The organism is Sphingobacterium alkalisoli (assembly GCF_005049105.1).
GTDB lineage: Bacteria > Bacteroidota > Bacteroidia > Sphingobacteriales > Sphingobacteriaceae > Sphingobacterium > Sphingobacterium alkalisoli.
On record NZ_SUKA01000001.1, the window covers coordinates 161,801 to 185,630 of the forward strand.

At 49.1% G+C, this 23,830-nt stretch carries 13 protein-coding genes; 12 read left to right on the top strand and 1 reads right to left on the bottom strand.

The window, feature by feature from the left end:
- The first annotated feature begins 2 nt into the window (after positions 1–2).
- The 9 genes from FAZ19_RS00750 (at position 3) to FAZ19_RS00790 (ending at position 16,319) form a co-directional block, all read left to right on the top strand.
- Complete coding sequence (locus FAZ19_RS00750; RefSeq protein WP_136818692.1) at positions 3–1,712, top strand: hypothetical protein; 1,710 nt, start codon at positions 3–5, stop codon at positions 1,710–1,712.
- On the top strand, positions 1,709–9,763 hold the full coding sequence (locus tag FAZ19_RS00755; protein ID WP_136818693.1) for a hypothetical protein: 8,055 nt from the start codon (positions 1,709–1,711) through the stop codon (positions 9,761–9,763). The genes FAZ19_RS00750 and FAZ19_RS00755 overlap by 4 nt, the downstream gene beginning before the upstream one ends.
- A 12-nt stretch (positions 9,764–9,775) precedes the next feature.
- Complete coding sequence (locus tag FAZ19_RS00760; RefSeq protein WP_188876073.1) at positions 9,776–11,788, top strand: fibronectin type III domain-containing protein; 2,013 nt, start codon at positions 9,776–9,778, stop codon at positions 11,786–11,788.
- A 174-nt stretch (positions 11,789–11,962) separates the two neighbouring features.
- Complete coding sequence (locus FAZ19_RS00765) at positions 11,963–12,415, top strand: hypothetical protein (RefSeq protein ID WP_136818695.1); 453 nt, start codon at positions 11,963–11,965, stop codon at positions 12,413–12,415.
- Positions 12,416–12,540: 125 nt separating this feature from the next.
- Positions 12,541–13,509 carry an NHL repeat-containing protein gene (locus FAZ19_RS00770; RefSeq protein ID WP_136818696.1) on the top strand — a complete coding sequence of 323 codons (969 nt, stop codon included), beginning with the start codon at positions 12,541–12,543 and terminating at the stop codon, positions 13,507–13,509.
- A 24-nt stretch (positions 13,510–13,533) separates the two neighbouring features.
- Positions 13,534–14,274 (top strand): hypothetical protein, encoded by a 741-nt coding sequence (locus FAZ19_RS00775; protein ID WP_136818697.1) that lies wholly within the window; start codon positions 13,534–13,536, stop codon positions 14,272–14,274.
- A 21-nt stretch (positions 14,275–14,295) separates the two neighbouring features.
- Entirely contained in the window at positions 14,296–14,835 is a 540-nt protein-coding gene (locus FAZ19_RS00780) for a hypothetical protein (RefSeq protein WP_136818698.1), read from the top strand.
- Positions 14,836–14,873: 38 nt separating this feature from the next.
- Complete coding sequence (locus tag FAZ19_RS00785) at positions 14,874–15,563, top strand: hypothetical protein (protein WP_136818699.1); 690 nt, start codon at positions 14,874–14,876, stop codon at positions 15,561–15,563.
- Between the two features lie 42 nt (positions 15,564–15,605).
- A complete protein-coding gene (locus FAZ19_RS00790; RefSeq protein WP_136818700.1) occupies positions 15,606–16,319 on the top strand; it encodes a hypothetical protein in 714 nt (237 codons plus the stop codon).
- Between the two features lie 140 nt (positions 16,320–16,459).
- Here the strand turns inward: FAZ19_RS00790 and FAZ19_RS00795 are convergent, their stop codons facing one another.
- Positions 16,460–17,500 (bottom strand): LacI family DNA-binding transcriptional regulator, encoded by a 1,041-nt coding sequence (locus FAZ19_RS00795; protein ID WP_136818701.1) that lies wholly within the window; start codon positions 17,498–17,500, stop codon positions 16,460–16,462.
- Between the two features lie 343 nt (positions 17,501–17,843).
- Between FAZ19_RS00795 and FAZ19_RS00800 the strand changes: the two genes are divergently transcribed.
- From FAZ19_RS00800 to FAZ19_RS00810, 3 genes are read left to right on the top strand one after another with little or no spacing between them, the layout of a single operon-like run.
- Positions 17,844–20,960: a SusC/RagA family TonB-linked outer membrane protein gene (locus tag FAZ19_RS00800; RefSeq protein WP_136818702.1), complete on the top strand. Its 3,117-nt coding sequence runs from the start codon at positions 17,844–17,846 to the stop codon at positions 20,958–20,960.
- An 11-nt stretch (positions 20,961–20,971) separates the two neighbouring features.
- Positions 20,972–22,345: a RagB/SusD family nutrient uptake outer membrane protein gene (locus FAZ19_RS00805; RefSeq protein WP_136818703.1), complete on the top strand. Its 1,374-nt coding sequence runs from the start codon at positions 20,972–20,974 to the stop codon at positions 22,343–22,345.
- A 28-nt stretch (positions 22,346–22,373) separates the two neighbouring features.
- The gene (locus tag FAZ19_RS00810) at positions 22,374–23,825 is read left to right on the top strand and encodes a CBM96 family carbohydrate-binding protein (protein ID WP_136818704.1); all 1,452 of its coding nucleotides are present in this window, start codon (positions 22,374–22,376) and stop codon (positions 23,823–23,825) included.
- Positions 23,826–23,830: the final 5 nt, after the last annotated feature.

Sequence of the window (23,830 nt, forward strand, 5' to 3'; positions counted from 1 at the left end):
CCATGAAATTCTCCCTTTGGCTTTGTCTGTTGGTAGCGTTGATAGTTAAGACCTCGACTACACTTGCCCAAGACTTATCGAACCTTCAAGCCCAGAAGCCCATCGGGTTCAATGGCACTCTCGAACTTCGGGGTATCTATTACAATGCCAGCGGCATTGCCAATCGGCGTGATCCTTTTACCTATTTGCTGAGTGGAAGCCCTACGGTGAGTCTTTACGGATGGAGTGTGCCCTTCAGTTTTACACTGAGCAAAGATGACCGTGCGTTTAGGCAGCCTTTCAACCAATTTGGGATGAGCCCTACCTACAAATGGATCACCTTGCATGCCGGGTATAGAAATGTGACTTTCTCTCCCTTTACCTTGGCAGGCCATACGATGCTCGGTGGGGGATTCGAGATCAACCCTGGCAAATTGCGGGTTGGATTCATGTACGGGCGACTCAATCGAGCTACTGTTGTAGACACAACTACGCAATCATTAGTGCCGTTTTCCTTTAGCCGTAAGGGAATGGCTGCCAAGCTGGGGTATGGAACCTCCACTAACCATTTTGACTTGAACTTCCTGCATGCCAAGGACGATAGTACTTCCCGGCCGGATGTCCGGTTACCCGACAGTTCGAATGTACTGGCCGCGGCCAATACGGTGTTGGGTTATAGCATGAAGTTTACGTTATTCAAGAAATTCTCTATAGAAAGCGATGGTGCGGCAAGTATCTACACCCGCGACATAAATTCACCGATTACATTCGATTCCATAGCCGACCCCACGCTTCGGCGAATGAAAGGGCTCCTGGACATCAACGGTACAACGGAATGGTTTCTGGCATTTAATGCGGGCATCGGCTACCGGGAGAAAAACTACGGTATAAAGGTAAACTACAGGCGTATAGAGCCTGATTTTAAGACTATGGGTGCCTATTTTTTCGCCAATGATGTGGAAAATTTGACGATCAACCCCAATTTCTCCCTGCCTAATGGAAAGCTACGCGTAAATGCAAGCCTAGGCATACAACAGGATAACGTGAATTTACAAAAGCAAGCCACCAATAAGCGGATTATCGGTTCGGGTGTGATCGGTGCGGAAATTACCGATAAGCTGGGTGTAGATATCAACTATAGTAATTTCTCTAATAACCAGCGGCCGAATACGCTGCGGTTCGCCGATTCCTTGAAGATCGTGCAAACTACCCAGACACTGAATATCATGCCACGATACACGATTATCGGGGAGCGAATGACCCATACGGTCATGCTCTCTGTAAACCTAAGCGGTATGAAAGATTACAATAGTTACTTTGAGCAGGAGGCCAACAACCGGGACATTAATACCAGCCAATACCTGCTGAACTATAGTGTGAGTTTCCCTTCCAAACTATTGAGCGTGTTCGCAAGTCTTAGCCACACCGCGATGGAAGGCGCAGGCACGGAAACGAGTTACAGCGGGGTGACCTTGGGGGGCAACTATAGTATGGCGAAGCAAAAGCTACAGACCGGCCTCAATGGCAGCCTGATGCAAGGCAATACGTCGTCAGGCAAAAGTATGATTATCAATGGATCGATGAATCTTAACTATCGAGTCAATAATTGGCAATCTATACGTGCCTCGTTCTTTTTGACCAACAATAATCCAGGGAGTGTGATTACGGGAGTGAATCCTACATTTACCGAGACACGTGGTGAGTTGGCCTATCAAATCAACTTCGGACTATGAAAAACTTACCATTGATATTTCGTCATATTAGTTTGATCCTGTTGTTTTTGACGGCGTATGACGTCGACGCGCAGGTCAATGTAAACATCAGGGTGTTACCGCCTTACCAAAGCCGGATCACCGAGTATGCCTCCCGGCCAGATCTAATGCTGCTCACGCTCACCAATACATCCATCACGCCACGCCGTGTGCAACTATCTGCATCCATAAGTGGCGACAACGGAGTGGGAGCTTGGGTGAGGCCGGGGTATCGCAGCCCACAAGCTATCGAACTGGCTCCGGGACAAGTGCTTAACCTCAATGGGACGGACATTGCCTTTTTATTTGACCATAACCAGATCCAGTATACCGGCATCAGTCAAGCGGATTTCACAAGAGGTGTGGGGTTGTTGGAGGGAACTTATCAACTATGTGTGAAGGCGCTGGATTACGATACGCACAATCCACTGAGTCCAGAAGAGCCTATCGGCTGCACGCAGCTGGTAATCAGCAGTGTGGAACCACCTACGATCATTTCGCCTTTCAACGAGCAAGAATTGCGCGCTGATGGTCCGCAAGCGTTTCCCATCACATGGAGCACACCGCCGGGCGCATCGCCGATGACGCAATATAAAGTGAAGTTGGTGGAAATGATTGTGCCCAGGAACCCAAACGACGCCATTCAGTCATCTACTACACCGCCCTTTTTTGAGGAAACGGTCAACATGAACATGTTGTTGTATGGCCCGCAGTACCCACAATTAACTCCGGGAAGGCAGTACGCACTGATGGTGCAGGCCATAGACCCATTTGGCACAATCAGCTTCCGCAACCAAGGGATGAGCGAGGTGGTGCTATTCACGTATGGTGCTACGCAGGCGGAGCCGGCGGGTCCCATCGTTGTCTATCAGGGAGACACCTTGCGTAAAGATACCACGCGTATCCGCGGGCGGCTCCGGTATCGCTTTGCGGGTGATGCCGAGGGGCGCACATTCCCCGTGGCCCACGAGCGGGTATACCTGAAAAAGGTGTTCGCTCGGCAGGAAATGGACGACGACGGTGTAGCGCGGTTTGTGCCGCTATCATCCCGTGAGTCTTTAGCCATCGACGACCAATCGGCCATGCTCGACGGTGTGGCCGTGGAAACCGATGAAGATGGAAACTTTACACTGACCTGCCTGATGTCGGCATTGGATAGCGCGGGGGTCGTCCCTGACGGAAAGCGGGATTGGTTTACCGGCGGACAAGCAACGAAATCACGGGTTTCCGGATTCGGGAATTTCGGTCAGGTACCTGACAACCTGGTGCTGATGTATCAGTTGGTGACAACCAATCCGCATTATAAACCGTACGGAGAATACCTGGCCATCACCCCCGGCGGTACCCGTGATCTGGCGGACGTGGTGGTAGCTGCCAACAGCTATACGTTGAGCGTAAATGTGCAGGAGGTGTTCAACCAACTCCGTGGCGATTACGTAGCGGGGGCTAAAATCCGGATTTACCGGAATATGGCCGACAAGAACGACAAGCGGCTCGGTATCCCGAAATACGAAGGCGACCTGTTGGACGATGGGCGATTGAATAACACGACGGCCGCTGATAAGGTGCTGATCGCTGAGCGTACTACGCCCAGCCCTTCAGGTTCGGCCGATCCGGAAACGTTCCGGGTCAATTTCGAACGGCTATTCAGGAACTTGGATGCCGAGCCGTACCGATACCGGGTCAGCCTCGAAAACGGCAACATGGTACTGATGGAAACTTCGCTCGACCAGCTGCAAATGGCGCTGGGTGTTTCGCCGTTGGGCGACCGCATCGCGAAGCAAGGAAAATCCGACGGAAAGGAAACGGCTAAGGCAATCGATACAAAAGGTCTCGTTGCACTTTTCGGAACTGGGGCGGCCAAACCGGCTCCTAGCAATCCCAAGGGCGAATCTCCTCAAGCGCAGACATCGGACGGCAAGGCAGAAGCCCGTGTTGCCAACGCAACACCCAAGCCCAGCACGAATAGGAGTGGCTGGCTGAGTTATCGGTATAACGACGAGCCGGATACGGCCCGGCTGACGCTCGATAAAAACCTGGTGACGCCGCCAAGGACCAAGCTGACCGGCAAATTGCAGTATGCCTATAAAACCGACCGCAGCATGCCCGCTACCCCATATGCGAATATGCCCGTTAAGTTGGTGGTCTTCTACCTGTTGGATGAGAACGGGTCGTCGACCCCTGATAAGAGGGGCCGTGAGGTGACCGGCAAGACATTAAAGGGAGTTACCGCTAAAGTGGGTGCCGTGACGTCAAGCTCGTTCTATTCAACCGCCGCTATGCGGTATGCCAATCAAGATTTGGTAGGCCCACAGGCCAGCGCGTCGGGAAGCATAAGCGGCGCCAAACTGTTTGTCCCTGGAATCAGCGCGGAGGTGGGGGCTACAGCCATCGGTTCGAGTTCGGTTGTCCAAGGCGTGTTGAACGGCGAGCTTCAAGCAGGGAGTGAGGATGGGTACGAGCGGTTGGCCGGCAACAATATCGAGGTGGGCGGTAAAACCATCCAGGACAATATGCAGGTGCTACAGACGGTGTATACGGATGCAGAAGGGCGCTTCACCTTCGATTTTCCCAACGGCGAATTTACGGGGGCCGAGCTTGATGGGTCGGTGGCTACGCCTGTGCCGGACCAGACGGGCTTGCGGGCGTACGGAAAGGTAAAGCGGGTATACCGCGTCGTTCCCGACGTGCGGTACTATTGCGCGCCGGATGAGAACATCGTCGTACAGCCTTGGGAGGATGCCGACTGCGGTACCCTCACTTCATTCGTGCAAACGGTGAATATCGATGTGCATGTCGAAAAGATCGGCAGACTGGATAAACCGGATATCCTCGGTGGTTTTGCCAACGTGCCGGTAAACCTGTATAAGCCCGCCTATAGCTCCACCCGGAAATATTGGCCCGTGATGCAGGGTATCGACATCAACAGGGAAGTGAATCCGTTCAATAGTGGAGGGAACATGATGCTGGCCGGCACTGTAACGATGGCGACCGGTAGTATGGCCAATACGGGCAATTCAAATACGCTCAACAACGCGTTCCAAACCGCGCGGTTTACGCCCAACTACAATGCAACTTACAGCGGAGCCAGCTTGGTCGCGTTTAGTGGCAGACAGACGGACGGTAAACCGGCCGCTGCAAATGTCCTGGCTATGCGGCCCCAATATGGCGTACTACAGTCTGCGGCGCCGTTGGTGTCCTCGCCCGTGGTGACGAATTTCCAAACCTATGTATTGTATCGGCAGGGGGCCAGTGACGAAAACGGGAATATACGGTTTGAAAACGTGCCAAAGTCGCTGCCAATCACCCAAGACATGATTATGCTGGAAGCCGATGGCCGCGACCGGCTTACCGCGGCCGCTTTTGAGACGGCCTACCTCGATTTCCCGGCCACGAAGAATATCCCTACGCGGCGGGAAGTGGAAAATCCCGGAATTGACATGGATAATAAAGGGATTATCCGAACGGATGCATCTAGCTTCGTTTTCAATAGCGAGTTCGACCCGAGTGTTAATCAATCGGTTTACTTCCGCGTACTGGCCAAGCCCACCGAAGTTCGTGGACGGATTACGGATGATTTTACGACGTTAGGCATCAAAGGCGTCAAGCTCCATGTGAGCATCAGCTTCGGCGTGAACAATAATGCATACTACCTCTCTGAATTTACGGAAACGAATGCTGATGGGTATTATGATTTCTCTTCGAAAATAAAGGATTTCCTGATCAACGCTGGCAACGATGGTGTGGAAAAAACCGGAGAGACAGGCTACCTCTATGTGCGTTTAATTTCGGCACCGGGATATGAAGTGCCGGCCGAGCCCTACGGTGTGCAGATCGCTCCGGGAGTAACCGGAAAGCGCGAAGATTATACCACCGCGCTGAAGCCGCTCGGGCGGAATGCCTTCGGCTACGTGGTGGACGCCGAGAACCCAGCCAAGGGCGTAACCGCTCGGGTGAAAATCAAAGACCGCGGGCGTTGGGTAGACACCTATGCCTACACCGGAAAAAAGGATGAGCCCGCAAAAGAAAAGAATTACATGGAGTACAATGGATACTACGCGAGTTCATTTGACGCTGTGGTGCAGTCGAATATCCAACTAGCCACCCAAAGTGGCACTCAGTCTGTATCGCGACCGTTGGGCAACGCCGGCATGTTGGTGACCACCTTGGTAAACAATAAACCTCAAACCACCTTCAAAGCCAGCTCCGCAGCCAGTGTTTCACCGATTGTTCAGGCAGCCATGGCCCGGTCGGAAGAATCGGGAAGCAATATTCAGGTGATGGGGGCTATACGGGACATGCAGGTGGGCCCTTCAGTGGGCGTCACCGCACTCAACCGGGTGACCGACCTACAGCGGTTTGACATCGACCTACCGGCAAGACCCGATTCGATCATGATCTTGCCCTATGATCCCGCCTACATCGGCGTAACCGTGGCAGTGAATCCGGACGGTCCGGACGCGTATCTCGGCGATTTCAAATTGCAGCGGAGGGAGCACCGCGTTGAGATCCTGGTGAAAACAACAACCGGGGGAGTGGTGACCAATGCGAACGTAGAAATAGAAGGTGCGGGCGACGATAATTTCCGGAAAACGAACAGCATGGGGTTGGCATCGTTTACGTATGTAAATAACTCCATCGACAACTTTACCGTGCGGGTTAGCAACGGCGCGCAACCCCGTTCGCAGACAGGTAAAGCACGGGAAACGGCCCCTGATACGGCCCCAGCGAAAGGTGCACAGCCGCAGCAAACCGGTGGATTGCGTCTGCCGGACGGAAATGTGGGCAACGCTAACGGAACAGGGAACGGGCAACTCAACATCGTCAGCCCCACGCGGCAAAACGTACTTTTCGTTCCCCGCACGCAAAATTTTGTGAGCAACGATGACAATGTGGTGCACCGGGTTACGGTCGTTGTCCAACCCGCCACCGTGATGACGGGCCGTGTGGTCTTCGCCGCGGATAGCTCACCGGTAAGGGGTGCCGTGGTCTACATAGACCAAGGGCGGGGCAGCGAGTCAGACATGCGGGCGGAAACCCGTTCGGATGGTACCTACGAACTAATTGTCCCGGCACCTGCCGCCAGTGGATTATTCCCGAGTGGCAATAGCCAGCTCCCACAGGCGATTACCGCCACCTATTCGGCGCCGGGCCGCACCTATATCGGCCAAACCGTATCGTTGGCCAAGCGGGGCAAGGTGCCTCAATCTGCGCCTACTTCCGTCGATTTCGCGATACGCGAAGCGGGCGACATCGATGTCAGCAAGCTGTACGGATTCCCCGCGCGGTTGAACGATTTACGTCCGACAAGCGGCGGATACCTTGTCAGCGGTGAATTGTACGACCTGGAAGACAACCCGAATTTTGCGCTCCGGTCGGCATCGGGACCGAAAGTGCTGGCGTTTGAAAACCTCAAGGTCGGCGCTTCCACCATCACAAATGATGACGGAGTTCCGTTGGCTGTACCCACGGAAGACCACATCCAGTTTGAACAGAAACAGCTGCGGATCCGTGTGTTTAACGTATTCAACGGACAGCTGGCTGAACAGGGCAACGGTAAGTTGAAGATGACCAAGGGGCAGACAGATACCACGGGCGTACTCAATGGACAAGTACGTATTGTTGACAATTCGTTTAATTTCCCGACGAGTTACATGACCATCAGTAATTCGGATTTTTACGTCGGGAATTATGGGAATGCCAACACGGCCCAGAAGTTGACCATTCCGGTCTTCCGCACAGGTGAACCTTATCCGCTGACGAAATTTTCGATTACCGCGGGCAATGGCAGCCCAATCCGATTCAAATACCTCGGCTTCGACGGACTCACGGAGACCGCCGGCGAGCGGGAGTCTTTTGTGATGGGCGATAGCGTGAACCTGTTCATGAACCTAACCGCGCGCATACAGGGTGGGATAACCCTAGACCTCAAGGCGGGCAAGGCCGTAATCAGGCATGACCGCATGGATCCGGTGGTGACAGACAATGAGGTGCGCTTTAAGCTGGAGGAGTGGGAGGTGCACAGTACGTCATGGACGCTGTCTAATACATCGGGCGGTATCGTGCTGAATAACAATACACTGTATACCGGGAAAGCCGATATCAAATTGAGCAAGATCTCAATCATCCCCGGCGAGCTTATTTTCCACAACGCTACCGGATCGGAGGCCGCAAATCTCCGCAAAAACCTCACGGTGGGGGGCAAAGCGAACATCAAGCTGCATGTCAATCCCCGGGCAGACATTGCTTTTGTCTACGATCCGGATGTAGGCCGTATACCCGGACAGGGGCATTTCAAGTTTACGCTGCGGAGCGATGACGGAAAGGCGGCGCACCTGAAAGGACTTCCTGGGATGACGAATCCGAATGACCGGTTGGAGATCCAATATATGTCGCTGTTGAGCAACAACGAAGAAGTGTTCGGCTTCAGCACGGATGCGGAGGGTATCACGTTCCAAAATCAACTGTCGTTCAAACCACAAAGCATATACAGCGCGTTCGACCGGCTGGTCATTTCCGGAGCTGCTAGTCTACATATTCCCAATGTGCCAGACAACCTGTCGGCCACCATTTCCTACTATCCGGAAGGCAACGGCACCAACCGCTTGGTGGTAAGTCCGCTAGAATTTTCCTTTACGGGCAGCGGTGGCACCACGTTCACCACCCTGAAGCAGGAAAACGCACAACTGTTTCATGAAAAGGGCATCGGGATTGCCGGCACGATAAAGCTGCCTGGACAGTCCACGACGCTGAAGGCAAACCTGGTGAGCATGGTCACCGGTGGCCTCAATGGGGCTGCCGACGAAGCGCGGCGGCAAACGGAGATCGTATTGGGAGCCTATCAAGAAGAAGCAGGCCGGATGGCCGCGAATTTGGTGGATGAGGTGGCCAATGATCCCGCGCTGGCCGAAGCGCGCCGGACACTCGAAGAAGCCATGGGTGGCGCAAACGACACTTACAACCAGTTGCTCCAGATGGGGGGAACCGCCGAACAGGCGATGCAGGAGCTTGCCGGCAAATGGCGGCTGATCGGTGAGGGGATGGATATCGTCAACAACGGTATCGACAATAACCCCATCGGGGCCGCGATGCAGATAAACGGCATCATCAAGGGCTTCTCGGGTATCGATATTGCCGACAAGGCAAAGCAAACGGCCAAGATGGTGGCCATGGAGGCGCTAAAAGGGATTCAGGATGAAATCCCGGTACAGAAAATCGCCGACGGGGCAGCGGGAGGCAATGGTGGCTTCTCAGACATGAAGTTTGATTTTGACTTCGCTAATGGCCGCGTGTTCGGGTCGCTCAGCATGCCCAAGCTGGAGGCAGGTGCCGTGACGCTGACCAAGCTGGGCATAGAAATGTTGTTTGACCCCAAAGGCTGGTATTTTTACACTGGCGCCAATATCAACGTACGGGGCGTGCCGCTGATTTTCCCACTGGGCGTAGGCATGTGCGTGGGTTCCTATCCCGAGATTTCACCGGCACTGGAAGCGCGGATCACCGAAGTATCGTACGTGAAGCGCCTGCCGAATACGTATAAGGCCAACGGCATACAGGGCTTCTTCCTGACCGGGCGAAAAGACATCATCGAGGAAGTGAAATTCGAGGTGCCGGGGATCGGGATCGAAGTTGGTGCCATGGCGGGCTTGGATGCCCGTATCTATGCCAATTTCGGCGGAGCCTCGCAAGAATTGGGTATCGGGGCGATGGCATTCGGGCGCGCTTACGCCCGCATGTCGCCGGTTTCGCAACTACTCATGGGATGCGGCATTTCCGGCGAGGTCAAAGCGGAGTTGGGTGTGAAGACCACCTTTACCAACAGCCCGGCCGGTGTCACGTTCAACGCCCGGGCGTGTGGCTCGCTTAACATGAAGGCCGAGGTTACCTGTTTGCTGGTGGCAAAGAAATCGTTTGACATCGGATTCCTGGCATTGCTTGATCTTTGCGTCGGTGCGGATTGCACAAAGACCGTGAACTTCAATGCCCGCCTCTCCGATGAAAGCTGCAGTGAAAGCAATGATTTTGATTATTAATACGATAAAGCAATGAAATCTGCGAGTATAAAAAGTGTGTTGATGTTAGTGGTGGCCGGCTTTGCCGGTATCACGGTCGGTTTGGCGCAGCAGCGTAAGACGGGCGAAAAGGCCTACTTCACCGGTACGGTGCAAGGGCTCTACGTGGAGTTCAATGACGTGGCGGTGGCGCGGATGGGGCTGACCGTTATGCGGAAAAGCAAGGCGGACGCCGATTATGTGCCTGTCGGAAGGACTGCCCGGCCGACCAGCGGTGCTGATTTTTACCGACGGATGAGCGATGTGGTCGATTTGTTTCCGGGATACAGCCTACCCGCTACGGAGCTGGCGGATTCGCTGTGGCAGGTATGGAGTGGTCAGGACGCGGCCTCGTTATTGGGTGTGCGTAGTCCGATCATCCATTTGGCGCTGGGCCTGAGCTTTTTGGATACCGGCGCTGTAAGCGGCGAAACCTATGCCTATCAATTCACAGGCAAGGCCGATGGATCCCGTTTTGGATCAGAGTGGGTGGACTATGAACGGACATCGCCGGCATTTTCCCCGATGAGGAGCACCATTGTTGACCCCGGAGAAAGCCGGCCATACCTGGAATGGCAATCCGCGCAAGCGAACGGGGCCATGCAATTTGACATATGGCGAAGGGTAAGCGGCACGGCTACCGATTTCGAAAAATTATTCACGCCGTCTGGCGTAGTCGTGAATGCCAAGGGCGATTCGCTTACCTACTTGGTCACCGATACCACGGCGCTATCGGGTGTGCGGTACGATTACTACATTGCCAGCAGGGATATCTTTGGCAACCCCGGCAATCCCTCGGATACCGTTACCTTGCAGGTAGGCGGGCGTCGGAATATCGAAACGGCGTTCAATGTGCAGACCCAGGCGGTAGACAACGGCATACGGCTGTATTGGGAGCCGTTGGAGCAGCGCTATAGCCTGCAGAACATCGTCATCCTGCGAAGCGCTGTGTACGACGGGGGGTACGAAACCATTGCTACTGTGCCCGTAACGGATACCGCCTACGTAGACCTCGACGTGCGCGGGGGAAAGAGCTATTACTACCAGTTGTTGATACAGGGCGAGGCCAATTTTTCCCTAGCGTCGCCGCGCGTTTCTGGCATCTATCAGGGCGTCGTGAAGCTATTGCCGCCCCAGAACCTCGAAGGCAAAGATACGCCCGAAGGCTGCCGTTTATCGTGGTACTATGCTGATACGGTCAATCTGCGCGGTTTTTACGTGTATCGCACCACGTCCCCCACATCGCCCTTGGAGCAGGTAAGCGGACTGCTACCCCCCACGGCGGGCCTCAATACTTATGTAGACACTGCACAACGGGCAGCGGGTGGCCATGCGTACTACATGGTTGCTGCCGTATCTACCACCCAATCGTTGAGTCCACCTTCCGCCGTCATCGAAGTACTGCGGTCTGGTACGAACGAAACCGTGCGGTTAACCGCACCCAGCCAGCTGAGGCCGCTTTGGCTCACCGATACAACGGTTTCGCTCACCTGGTTGGATTTGCACCGCATTTCTGAGCACGTGGCTGTTTACCGGGTGTACCGCAAGGACACCGATGATGGAGCATTCGGGGAAAAAGCATGGCTGGAAACCGATATGAACGAATTTGTCGACACACTGACCCACGGGCAGCAATATTGGTACGCCATCCGATCCGTTGATGCCAGTGGTACGCTGAGCGCGCTGAGCCCGGTAGTGGTCGTAGCCTCCCAATATCAGAAACCCCTGCCGCCAGGGAGTGTGCGATTGATGGCGGGCGACGGCGGCGTGGTAGTTAACTGGGACACCGATGGCGCATCGGGCAACATTCATTCGTATCGCATTTACCGGGCGCTGGCCGCAGGTGGTACGGAAATGATTGCCGACGTTGAATCCGTGGGAGAACAGCAAAGCTATTTAGACAAAACGGCAAAAGCGGGCAATCGCTATTATTATTATGTCTCGAGTGTCGATAAACGCGGAATTGAAAGTGAAGTAAGCGAGGAGGTTTCGATTACGATGCCTTAACGGCGCCTAACCCTACCGGCCTCCTTGCTTGGCGGCGGGTATTGGCACGGATGTGAACAGCTCCCTCAATCAAACGGCTCACTCGCTCATTGATACGCTATACCGGCGCATTGTTGGAAATAAAATCTGAGGCATGACTTAGGTTTGTGTAGTCATTCGTTAAATATAGATGTTATGAACAGACTTTCACTATGCATCGCAGTTGTCCTATTGACCATGGCTTGCGGCAAAAAAGACAACCCTCAACCCGAAAATGAGTTGACTTACAACGGGCAAGCCATCACGTTAGCCAGTGCCAGCTATATCATCGCCAATGACTACGAGTCGCTGGAGGTATACAGCGAAGACCAGCAATGCATGATCAACATCCTTTTGAGTAAGCTTGGCAACGAGGTGGCACAGGGCACATACACCTATGCCAATCAGAATAATAATCCAAACTACAATCCTTCGGAAAACTTTTGGTATGGACACATCTTGGTGGCAGATGAACCGGTGGATGAAGTGGTTTCCGGTTCGGTCAGTATCCGCAAAACAGGAAGTAATTACCAAATAACATTCGATTTGGTTGCCGAAAAGAGCACGATCAAAGGAAGGTATGCAGGGCCGGTGAACATTAGCCCATAAAATGAGAGCACGATTAAGACGATTTGTAAGATAAGGTGCTGTTTTGCGATCAGGGCGGCTGGAAAAATATTATACAAGTGATAATGAGCACGATACGGTTCATTGACTCTAAAAAACTAAGCGAAATGAAATTCAGTTTAACATGGGTATGGATAGTGGCATTGGGAATTGCGTTGGGATGCAAAAAGGAAGGTAATGGCCCACATGTGGCGCAATGTGCGCTGCCAGATTATAAGGCGGTTTCGCAAGGCGATTTCGGCCGGCCATGCGGTATAGCGGTTTCCAAAAGCGGAATGGTCGCAGTGAATGCATATAACGGATTTGGCGAATATGGTGGAGCATATGGTATCCTTGGAAAAACCAGGGTTTGGCGCAATTACAGTGACTTTCTGACTAAGGCCGCTCCTGTGGCTGAATGGGACAACCGAGGGGCTGAGGCGTTGGCTTTTGACAGCGATGATAACCTATATGTGGCCGAAACCGAGCAGGTTGCAGGCATTGCCGTTTATCGTAAACAGGTGTTTACGATTTCTGGGCGACCAGACGTTGTCACTTACCACTATGTCAAAACTATACAAGGCGGATTTGTGAACCCGCGAGGTCTGGCTTTCGACAGCCAGGACAGGCTCTACATCGCAAATGATGGCGTGGGAAACATCATCCGGATGAATAGTCCGCTTACCTCGGATGTGAAGCAACCCATCGCCTCAGGTTTTGGCAATGTCAAAGGGTTGGCCATCTATCAGGATACGCTGTACACCACAACGTTTGGTGAAGACGTCGTGATGAAGCATACTTTAAATGGGGATGGGTCGTACGGTACAATTTTGGGCATTGCGAGGGGTATCGCCAACCCGGTCGATATAGCTGTAACGGATGGGGTGTTGGTGATCAGTTCGCCGGTATCTGGCATAGTTACCCTTCTTAACCCACAGGGGTTCAACGGTCCATCCGTGAGTTACAATGATTGTGTTAAGGAAATAGCTGTAGGTCGCAATTTGTTCGGATTGGCATTTGTGCCCACGCCAAGCAATGGTGTGGGCTTATTGGCCGCCCATCTCGATCAGAATAAAGTGATTTTTTACCAACCATAATGATTGAGATTAAATTATTACACCATGAAAGCACTTCAAAAATTAATATTTTCTGCCATGTTGATCTGCCTGATGTCGGCATGTAAAAAAGATAACAACCGTCCAGACGAACAGTCAGGAGATGTGACCATCCGTGTCGAAACGGCCAGCGGAATCACCTATAAGGTGTATGTCAATGAAAACCTGGGTAGCTACAAAGGCATCCTGGTGATGGGTAGCGGCAATGACCCTGGAAATCCTAGTCCCGGCAGCTTGGACGGGGGGCTTGAAAATAACACCTGCAAGAAAGCAGCAGAAAACGGTTACGTGGCTGCCGTGGTGCAATACCGCGCTACACCGGGGAATGCCGATTGGAATGGCAGCGCCACCATGGTAGGACAGGATTACGCCACGTGCATCAATGCTTTGTCGGCAAAATATGGAGTGGACAAGTCCAAGTCCGTGGTGGGTGGTGTATCGTATTCTTCGGCCATGCTGCTTACCAATATCGTCCTTTCGGAAGCCCTCAAACACACCAAAGGACTGCTCGCTTCCTGCTGGACGGCTGATGCATGGAGAGCACAAAACTTCAAAATTCCCGTATTCAACATCGTATGCAACTGCAACTGCGATGGCGGCGGGCTCACTGGAGCGGCGCTTATGGCGCAAATTAACCCGGCAGTAAAAGCGCAAAGTGAAGCCGTGGTAGACAATAGTTGCAATACACATTGCGGCGGCAATTGGGTGGATCCGCTCTATACGAAAATGACAGCTTGGTTAAATTAATTCACATAACATTCAAATTCCATGAACACAAAACAATTTTCCCTCGTACTGACCATGTGCATGATGTTACTTGGCGGGGTACAACATGCAAAAGCACAATTCCCCGTGAAATTCGGCATTGGATTGGAAGTCGGTCTTCCGCTTACAGAAGGCTTGGCGGAACACATGCTGGGTATCGGTGCCACGTTCAATGCCAGCTATGCTATGCCATTCCACGAGCCCTTGGACGTGATTGCCTCGGTGGGATACCACCGGTTTGTGTATTATGAAAGACTCGAAGGCGTAAATAATCCGCAGTATGTGCCCATAAAGCTGGGAGCGCGATACAATTTCAATACGGCTTTTCCCGTGTTTGCCAAATTGGAATTTGGTCCGATGATTTCCCTCCAGGATGCTGAAGTGGGAGAAGGCACGAGCTTCCTAGTTTCACCGGGTGTTGGTACCCTATTTGGTCCCGTCCGTGCCGAGCTGAAATATGAGGAATGGATGAATTCAGGAATTGCGGACTTTGGGCTACTCTCCCAATCCTTTTTGGGACTCAAATTCACCTATGAATTCTAATATGCACCGCACACACCGTGTGATTAATTATTCGAAATATGAAACATCTTATTACCTATATCTTTCCATGGTTGGTCGGGCTGCTGGCGGTGGTAAGCTGCAAAAAGGATGGTACATCATCCGACCAACAGGATAACCTGGCCAACACCCTTTTATACGGTCATTTTACCGACGATGCCCTGTCAGACGATAATAGGCTTTTTGCTATTAGATTGCATGAAGGGGGTAAATTCACCTGGTACGATGCTGTCAATACCTTTTCTGGCGAATGGTCGCAGGAAGGGAATAAGGTTGATTTTAGGTTTACCGAAGGCGCATTCAACCGCTGGAGTGCGACCAGAAATCGGGATGAGCTGGTGGATATCATCGGCCCAACTCCTGCAAATTATTTTCACTTGGTCAATATCCGTATAGCCGGTGCCAGTGGCCCTAACTCATTGAAGGGAACTGAATGGCGGGAAATCAACGAAAATAGCCAGCTAACTATTTTTCCCGGCCAGCCGGAAGGCTTGATGCAAGTTGTCGGGGTAAGACTGCGAAGCTTGGGTAGCGATGGCTTGATTTTTAAGCAAGTGGATAGACAGGTCTTGTTGCCAAATGACAGCTATGCTGGACAATATCTCACCATGCTCATTACGCATGGGAATTTCTTGGTCATGTATTGTTATGAGCCCACCCCTTATTCAGGGATGAAGAAGTTCACAACTTATACTTACCTATTGAAGTAATAGAAAAGCAAAATGAAACAAGAGGAAATAAAAAATTAATACATGAAAACATTAGCAAGAATATTATTCGTCGTCTTATTGCTGGGAGGGGCGTCTGCCTGCAAAAAGGACAATGTCAATGCGGGCTTTGATCTTAATGAAGATATAGGCGGATACGTAGTCATTGGCAAAATAACGCCTGTAGAAAATATCCAATCCACGTTTATGATCACATTCGACCCATTGGTCAAACGCGCAACATTCTATGATGGCTCCTCGTATATTTATTCGCACCGTTTTACGGTGAGCGGGAATGAAGTGCACATCGATATGGATAATCAGTATTTGAAAATCAGTATCAGGGAGGGAGCGATCGCTTCTTGGGATGCTGGCGATTCGGAGTTTGCAGCCAATATTGTGGACAACTCACTTTCCCTACACAAGATACCGGATAGCAATGTACTACCTGGCCAATACGAACGTACCCAATGGGCAACTAATATTCCAGCGTATTTCATTCCATATTTCAGGACCCATCTGGCGGTATCCACAGACAGTTTTGTGTTTGGTGTAGACGAGGACACTGAGCCGACAACAGCATATGAATTGATCAATAACATGGCAGCAGATCACCTCACGTCGGTAATGTCCAACGATGTCCGAATACGAACCCTGATGATCAGGATAGGTAATCACATGGAGGTGGTGCGTGTGCGGTCGTTTTTTAGCAACGGGGCCATACAAGGTTTTGAAAGCACGCAATATGCACGCAAGTAAAGGAGAACGGATCGATCTAAAAGAAAATTCTAAGGCGGTTGGTGACAACATCCAGCCGCAGGGTTTGTTTATTAAGTGCGGATTTGGAGTAAAAGTAAGCTTTGGCATACCCTTATCATGTTGGTTTTATAAGTATATGCTTAGGCTTTCCGTGTCGAAGACTCGCGCACAATCAATTCTGTTTTTAAGGTAATCACCTGATGGTCGATAATGTCAAAGTCTTGATCCTGAATATGTTGAATAAGCATTTTGGCGGCCGCTTCTCCCATTTGTACCGCTCGGTCGTTAATAGTGGTTAGGCTGGGTTCGATAATCTGCGCAATAGGATAATCACTAAAACCGACTATTGCGACTTGTTCTGGTACGTTTATTTTTCGTTTATTAAGAACTTTTACCACACTGGCAGCCGTGTAGTCGTTAGCACAAAAGACACCATCAGGCAGCGGATTTAATTCCAATATTTTTTCAGCACATGTTAGCCCTTCTTGATAACTTAAGCTATGGGTCACAAAAATATGGTCATCCCTAAGAGGCAGATGGTATGATTTAAGCGCTGCTTTATACCCCTCTAGCCGAGCCCTGAAAATTCCGGTCGATTGATTACCAGCTATATGCACGATGTTCTTGCAGCCGATCTTTATCAAATGTTCCGTTGCATTGAAAGCCGATTCAAAGTCATTAATCGTAATTTTGTTGGTGTCGAAAGTTTCTGGTGTTCGATCGTAGAAAACGACAGGAAGTTTAGTTTTAATGAGTTTTTTGAGATGATCAAAGTTTTTGGTTTCCATTGCCAAACAGATAATCATACCTTCTACCATCATGTTTTGTAGATTCTGAAGGATCTCTTTTTCCATTTTGTAGGAATCTTTGGACTGAAAGATAATAACATGATAGCCACTCTTATATGCATAATCTTCAATACCGCTAATCACACGGGAATGGAAATCAATATCTATCCGTGGAGCGATAATCCCTATAGACTTTGTTTTTTTGCTTCTAAAGCTTGAAGCGATAGCGTTAAGACGAAAACCCGACTGTTCAGCTTTATCAGAAACCAATTTTTTAGTTGCTTGACTTATTTTAGGGTGATCAGAAAGAGCTCTCGATATGGTTGAAGGCGAAAGATTAAGTTCTTTGGCCAGATCTTTTATTGTTATAGGTGTTGTTTTTTTTTCTTTCATCTCGATATCAAACTATTTTCCGCTCGTTAGACTTACCGTACTACGCGAGGCGAAATAACATTAAATTAGTATAGCAAATAAAGATAAGCAAAATTTCCACGCAATGCTGTCTTTGTTCAATTTAGTGACAAACGTTTGCATTAATTTGTTTTATTGCCATTTATTTTCATTTTATTTATTTATTTATTTTTATATATAATATGTTCTATATAAGTGTGTTGAATATAATTTTAGAAAGTTTAAGTACCGCTGTAAAGTAAATTTTGTTAGGCAAATGTTTGCATTAATTAATCTTATTCCTTAGTTTAGATTTACATTTTATAACCTCGATAAATGATGATATATGACTTTAGAAACTAATCCTAAAATTTCTTTCAGCCAAAAAAGAAATCAAGCAGTCATTAGGTGGATAACCTTAGTTGCTTTCAATTTCCTCTTGTTTCAATCTGTACTGGCACAAACAAGAGCGATTTCCGGCAGGATTACCGATGCGCAGACAGGAGCAGCAGTATCAGGGGTCAGTGTGGTAGTCAAGGGTGGATCCCAGGGCGTCAGTGCGGGGCAGAATGGAGAATATAATATACCAGGTGTAGCGGATAATGCTGTCTTAATATTTTCCATTTTGGGATATAGTACACAGGAGATAGGTGTCGACGGACGATCCGTACTTAATGTTTCGCTGCAGCCCGCAGCGAATGAACTAGAAGAGACCGTGGTCGTGGGATACGGTCGTCAGAAAAAGCGAAATCTGACAGGATCGATTGTTTCCGTAAATAGCGAAGAGATCGAAAAAACAGCATTACAGGACCCAATATCTATTTTGCAGGGACGTGCAGCGGGTGTTCAGATTACGTCCAATTCGGGCGCTCCAGGTAGTGAGATGACTATTCGCGTGCGGGGTAGCTCCTCACTGAATTCTGGAAACAACCCACTTTTTGTTGTTGATGGTATTCCGATCGAATCGGGATCCATGTCCAACCTCAATGGCACAGAGGGCTTCGGATTAAATCCTTTGGCCGCCATAAATCCCGGGGATATTGAATCAATAGAAATATTAAAAGATGCGGCATCCACGGCTATCTATGGTTCGCGGGCTGCGAATGGTGTGGTGATGATCACCACCAAAAGAGGGGCGGAGGGTAAGGCCATTGTGGATGTTAATTTAACCACCGGTGTAAGTGAGTTAACGCGCAGGTTGAGTGTGTTGAATGCCACACAATATCGTCAAGCTATTATCGATTCATACAATAATATGGACAATCCGGAAGAGCCCTTCTGGACGATTTTGGATTCATTGAGTGCAACAAATAACGGAGATGTGGATTGGCAGAGCGAGTTGATGCGTGTGGCACCACAGTATAAAGTAGATTTATCTATTCGAGGAGGAAGCAAAACAACGCAATACGCTTGGAGCACATCATATCTGGATCAAGATGGTATTATTTTGAATTCCAATTTTAAGCGACTTACCTCCCGGTTGAATACAGATTTCAATATTACGGATAAGCTGAAAATTGGCCAAAGTATTTCATATACGAATGCCCTTAATAACAGGATCAATGCTGCCGGTGCCGGCAATTTAAGTGTGATCCGGGAATTGCTGGTCCGTCCACCTATTATGTCTATGTACTTGCCAGACGGTTCGTTAAACGGTTATAGTTTAGGGAGACGGAACCCGGTAGGTATTGCCAAATATGCGACAAATCTAAATAAAAGCAACCGGATAATAGGTAGTCAATACCTCGAGTATCAGATTATACCCGACCTTATTTTCAGAAGTAATTTAAATTTCGACTTCACATCAATGAAGGAAGATGAATTCATGCCGACAATACTGGATTACAGAGAAGGTTATAATACGGGTGCGGTTAGAAGCAGTACCAACATGAACTGGGGGAGTGAAAGCTTTTTGCGCTATACCAAAACAGTCAATCAAGATCATAATTTTGGAGCCTTGTTAGGGTTTAGCTTACAGAGCTGGCGCTATGATCGTACAGGGCTAAACGGCATGTTTTTTCCAAGCGATAATATCAGGACATTGAATGCTGCAGGTACGATCTCTAACAAAGATGCGAATGGTGTAGATATCAATGTTGCTTCCGAACATGCGATGCTGTCTTATTTTGGTCGTGCGTCCTATGATTATCAAGGGAAGTATCTGGGAGAAATCAACCTACGTTCCGATGGTTCATCTAGATTCGGTAGGCAGAAGCGATTTGGTTACTTTCCTTCTGCATCGGTTGGTTGGCGCTTCTCACAAGAAGATTTCTTCAACGCTAACGTAGTCAACGATGGTAAGATACGCTTCAGTGTAGGTAAGACGGGTAATGAGGCCATCGGAGATTACACCTCTCAAGGCGAATTTGTTGTTGGTGCCAATTACCTTGACTTTTCTGGCGCAGCTCCTACGGTTATGCCGAATGAAGGCTTAACTTGGGAAACGACGACACAATATAATGCAGGTCTGGATCTGGCGTTTTTTGCGAACAGAATCACCTTTACAACCGATTTGTATATTAAAAATACCGACGACCTGTTATACGACGTTCCTATTCCTACAACAACCGGATTTGGCAGCTTTATGCAGAATATCGGTAGTATACAGAATCGTGGTGCGGAGTTCTTGTTGACCACTAAAAATATTTCCCGTGAGAAATTTTCGTGGGCAACAAACCTTAACATCAGTTTGAACCGTAACAAAGTCTTATCACTACCGGAAAATCTCTTGACAAACGGGTATATCCAAAATGGAGCATACCATATCTTACAGGAAGGGTTGCCTATCGGCGTATTCTATGGGTGGCGCTTTGACGGGGTATATGCTCGTGATGAAGACAATGTGAATGCGATCACGCATGGTGCATTGGGACCGTTATTTAAGGGTGGCGATCCCATCTGGCACGATCTAAATGGCGATGATTTTATTACGCCTGATGATCGTCAGATCATTGGTATGGCCGAGCCTAAGTTCTTTGGAGGCTTTGGTAACGACTTTACGTACAAGAACTTTGCATTGAATGTGTTTTTCCAGTTCTCATACGGCAATGATATCTATAGTGCGATAAACCAGGAACGGAATTCTATCGTGCGTTATAACAACCTATCAGCAGATGCACTGAACAGGTGGCGAGAGCAAGGTGACGTCACAAACTACCCAAAACCGGTAAGGGATGACCCAAAGCAGACAGATAGCCGTGTGTCCAGCAGATGGGTAGAAGATGGTTCTTATATCAAATTGAAAAATGTTAATCTAAGATATACGTTTGCCAATAGTTTAGTGAACCGGATCGGACTGCGCAAGGTCGATGCTTTTGTAACTGGTACCAATTTGATCACATGGACAAAGTACACTGGATTTGATCCAGATGTCAATTCCTTTTCTGGCTTGCGTGTCGGTGTGGATCAAGGTTCTTATCCGCAAAGCCGTATGTTCATTTTCGGGTTAAATATTGGTCTTTAATAGAATATATTATGAAAAATACGAATATAAAATTTCTGCTATTCACGCTGATCGTACTGGTTAGCTCATGTGCAGACTCATTTTTAGATAAGGAGCCGATCAGTGGCTTTTCGGCGAAGGGATTTTACAAGAATGCAAGCGATGCGCAGGCCGGTGTATATGGTATCTATAATTCGATGCAATCGGCTTTTCGCCAAAATTTTGCCTTGTGGGGTGAAGGCCGTGCCGACGCCGTATCAACCAATCAGGCGGGCGATCCGCTGGCGTTGACTCAAAACGACCTCACGCCGGTTATGCAGTCTGCCCGTTGGGATAATCTCTATACCGTTATAAGCCGGGCTAATTATGCAATCAAATATATTCCGCAGGTGTTTGACTCAGAAGAAGGTACCTTGCGTAATCAATTAATAGGGCAGGCTAGAGCATTACGGGCTATCGCTTACTTTTATGCCGTGCGTGTATGGGGTGACGTTCCGCTCATTGTGGAACCTTTCGAAAGCGTTCAACAAGATATTTTTTCCACCCGAACCAATCAGGAAGCTGTGCTGGATATGATTGAGGAAGACCTCCTCTATGCATCTACCTATTGTGCAGATAATTACACAGGCGCACGTAATCGCGTAATCTTAACAAAAGGAGGTGCAGATGCGTTCTTGACGCAAGTTTACATGTGGCGCAAAAAATACCAAGATGCGATCGATGCCGCTGAGCGTGTTATTGAAAGTCCGTATTACTCCTTGGTTTCTATGCAAGACTGGAACAAAATATTTACGGATGGGATGAGCAATGAAAGTATTTTTGAAGTCGGTTACAATGAAATTCAAACTAATGCACTGCGCGTCATCTATGCTCTGGGCTCTGATAGCTACTATTTTCCCAGTTTAGCATTTAGAAGCACATTTGAAGATGGTGACCTACGAAGAACCCGTATTTACGATGTCACACAGACAGCGCCACGTAAAATATGGAAGTTTTTTGGTGAAGGATTTAATGACGAAAGCCCGGATCCATCTTCTAATAATATTGTTTTGGTGCGGCTAGCCGATATCATCTTGTTAAAAGCGGAGGCTCATGCCAATCTAAACGAACCGGATTTAGCCCTCCCTTTATTGAACCAAATAAGAAGACGTGCCGGCTTAGATAATCTAGATTTGTCTGGATCCACCGCTTTGTATGGCGATTTGGCGTCTGCCGTGTTGCACGAGCGCGCAGTTGAATTGTGTTACGAGGGTCATCGTTGGTTTGATTTAGTCAGAACCGGCAAGGTGGTCGAAGTCATGGGGCCAATTAATGAGATCAGTGATACCCGCAATTTTGTGTGGCCTATTCACGAAGACATCATCAACCGGAATCCAAATATCGATCAAAATGAGTTTTATAAATAACTTTTAGTTGGTTTCAAAATATATACAGATGAAAAATATAAAATTAATAAGACGTCTTCTGCTATCTTGCAGTGCTATTTTGATCTTATTCAGCAGTTGTGAGATACAAGAAGATTTCAAATATCAGCCATCCAATGTCGATGGAAAATTAGACGTAAACGCCTGGGACTATATCCAGCAGAGCGATTCACTGTCTTTCCTGCAACAGGCAATCACGTATGCAGAGGTTCAATCCTTGTTTAATGGATCGGAAGCGAAAACCTATATTCTTCCTAACAACGCGGCATTCAGGACTTACCTACGGGAAAATCAATACAGCACAGTAGAAGACATCCCGCTGCCCATATTGCGTAATATATTACGTTACCACACGGTGAAGGATCGCGTTATCTTCACGGATCCTGCATTGGCGCCAAGCAATCGTCCCATCGCTTATGAGACGGAAAATGGTCAGGTGATGTACCTTTCGCACAACAGCAGTTTTATCGGGTTGATCAATGAGGGCACCAATGTACAATGGCAGATCCGGACGTCAAATCTGGAGCCGACCAATGGAGTAATTCATGTCGTCAATTCGGTTGTCTATTATTCCGCTCCTACAGGTGAGGCTGCCGCACCCAATCCTAACCTCATTCGTGATACCATTTATGCGCTTCACGATTCGTATGTCAATGGACCTCCGTCCGCAGGAACGAATTTTGGAACTGCCACAACATTGCGTCTTAAAAATCTTAACGGCAACAGTGAAGTAGACCGTCGTGTTTACCTGCTATTTAATTTTGACGATTTTAAGAAAGACGGTATCGTGACCGATATGCAATTGAAGATCCAGACAGCTTTTACAGCTGGTAAGGGGGTATTTACCTATTTATATGATGTACCAGGATACACGGATTGGACAGAGACAGCCATTAATTTCAATACGGCACAAAAGCCTCCTGCTGGGACTAGCCCTATTGCCAGTTTTATTGCGGTTGCGGGGCAGCCATTTGTTTTCGATGTTACCGGCTTTTACAACACAAAGCCCGATCACGGACGTGTTACCTTTATGTTGGATGCGCAAGCGGGTTCGGATGAAACAACGGATCTTGCTTCGAAAGAACACCCGACGTTAGCACCTCCTATGTTGATTGCCATATTAGCATCGGGGGTAAGCACCTTGACGTTGGATGCAAATGCAGGTATCAACGTATCCAGTGGCGGCGTGTTTGTGCTGGATAAAGAGGTCTTGGAGGTAAGTGGAGCTGCAGCGGCTGATATTGCTTATACCGTAGATGACATATCGTCAAATGGCTGGTTGATCAAAGGCGCAAATATCCTGCGACCAGGAGATCGGTTTACACAGTTGGATATTGACCTGAAGAATATTCTCTTCATCCACAATGGAGAAAACAATGCTGCGAGTACGATTGGTCTGTCTGCTAGGGATAGATCGGGAGGATTGGTTGACGATATATCGGTTAATATTAATGTGCAATAATTTTA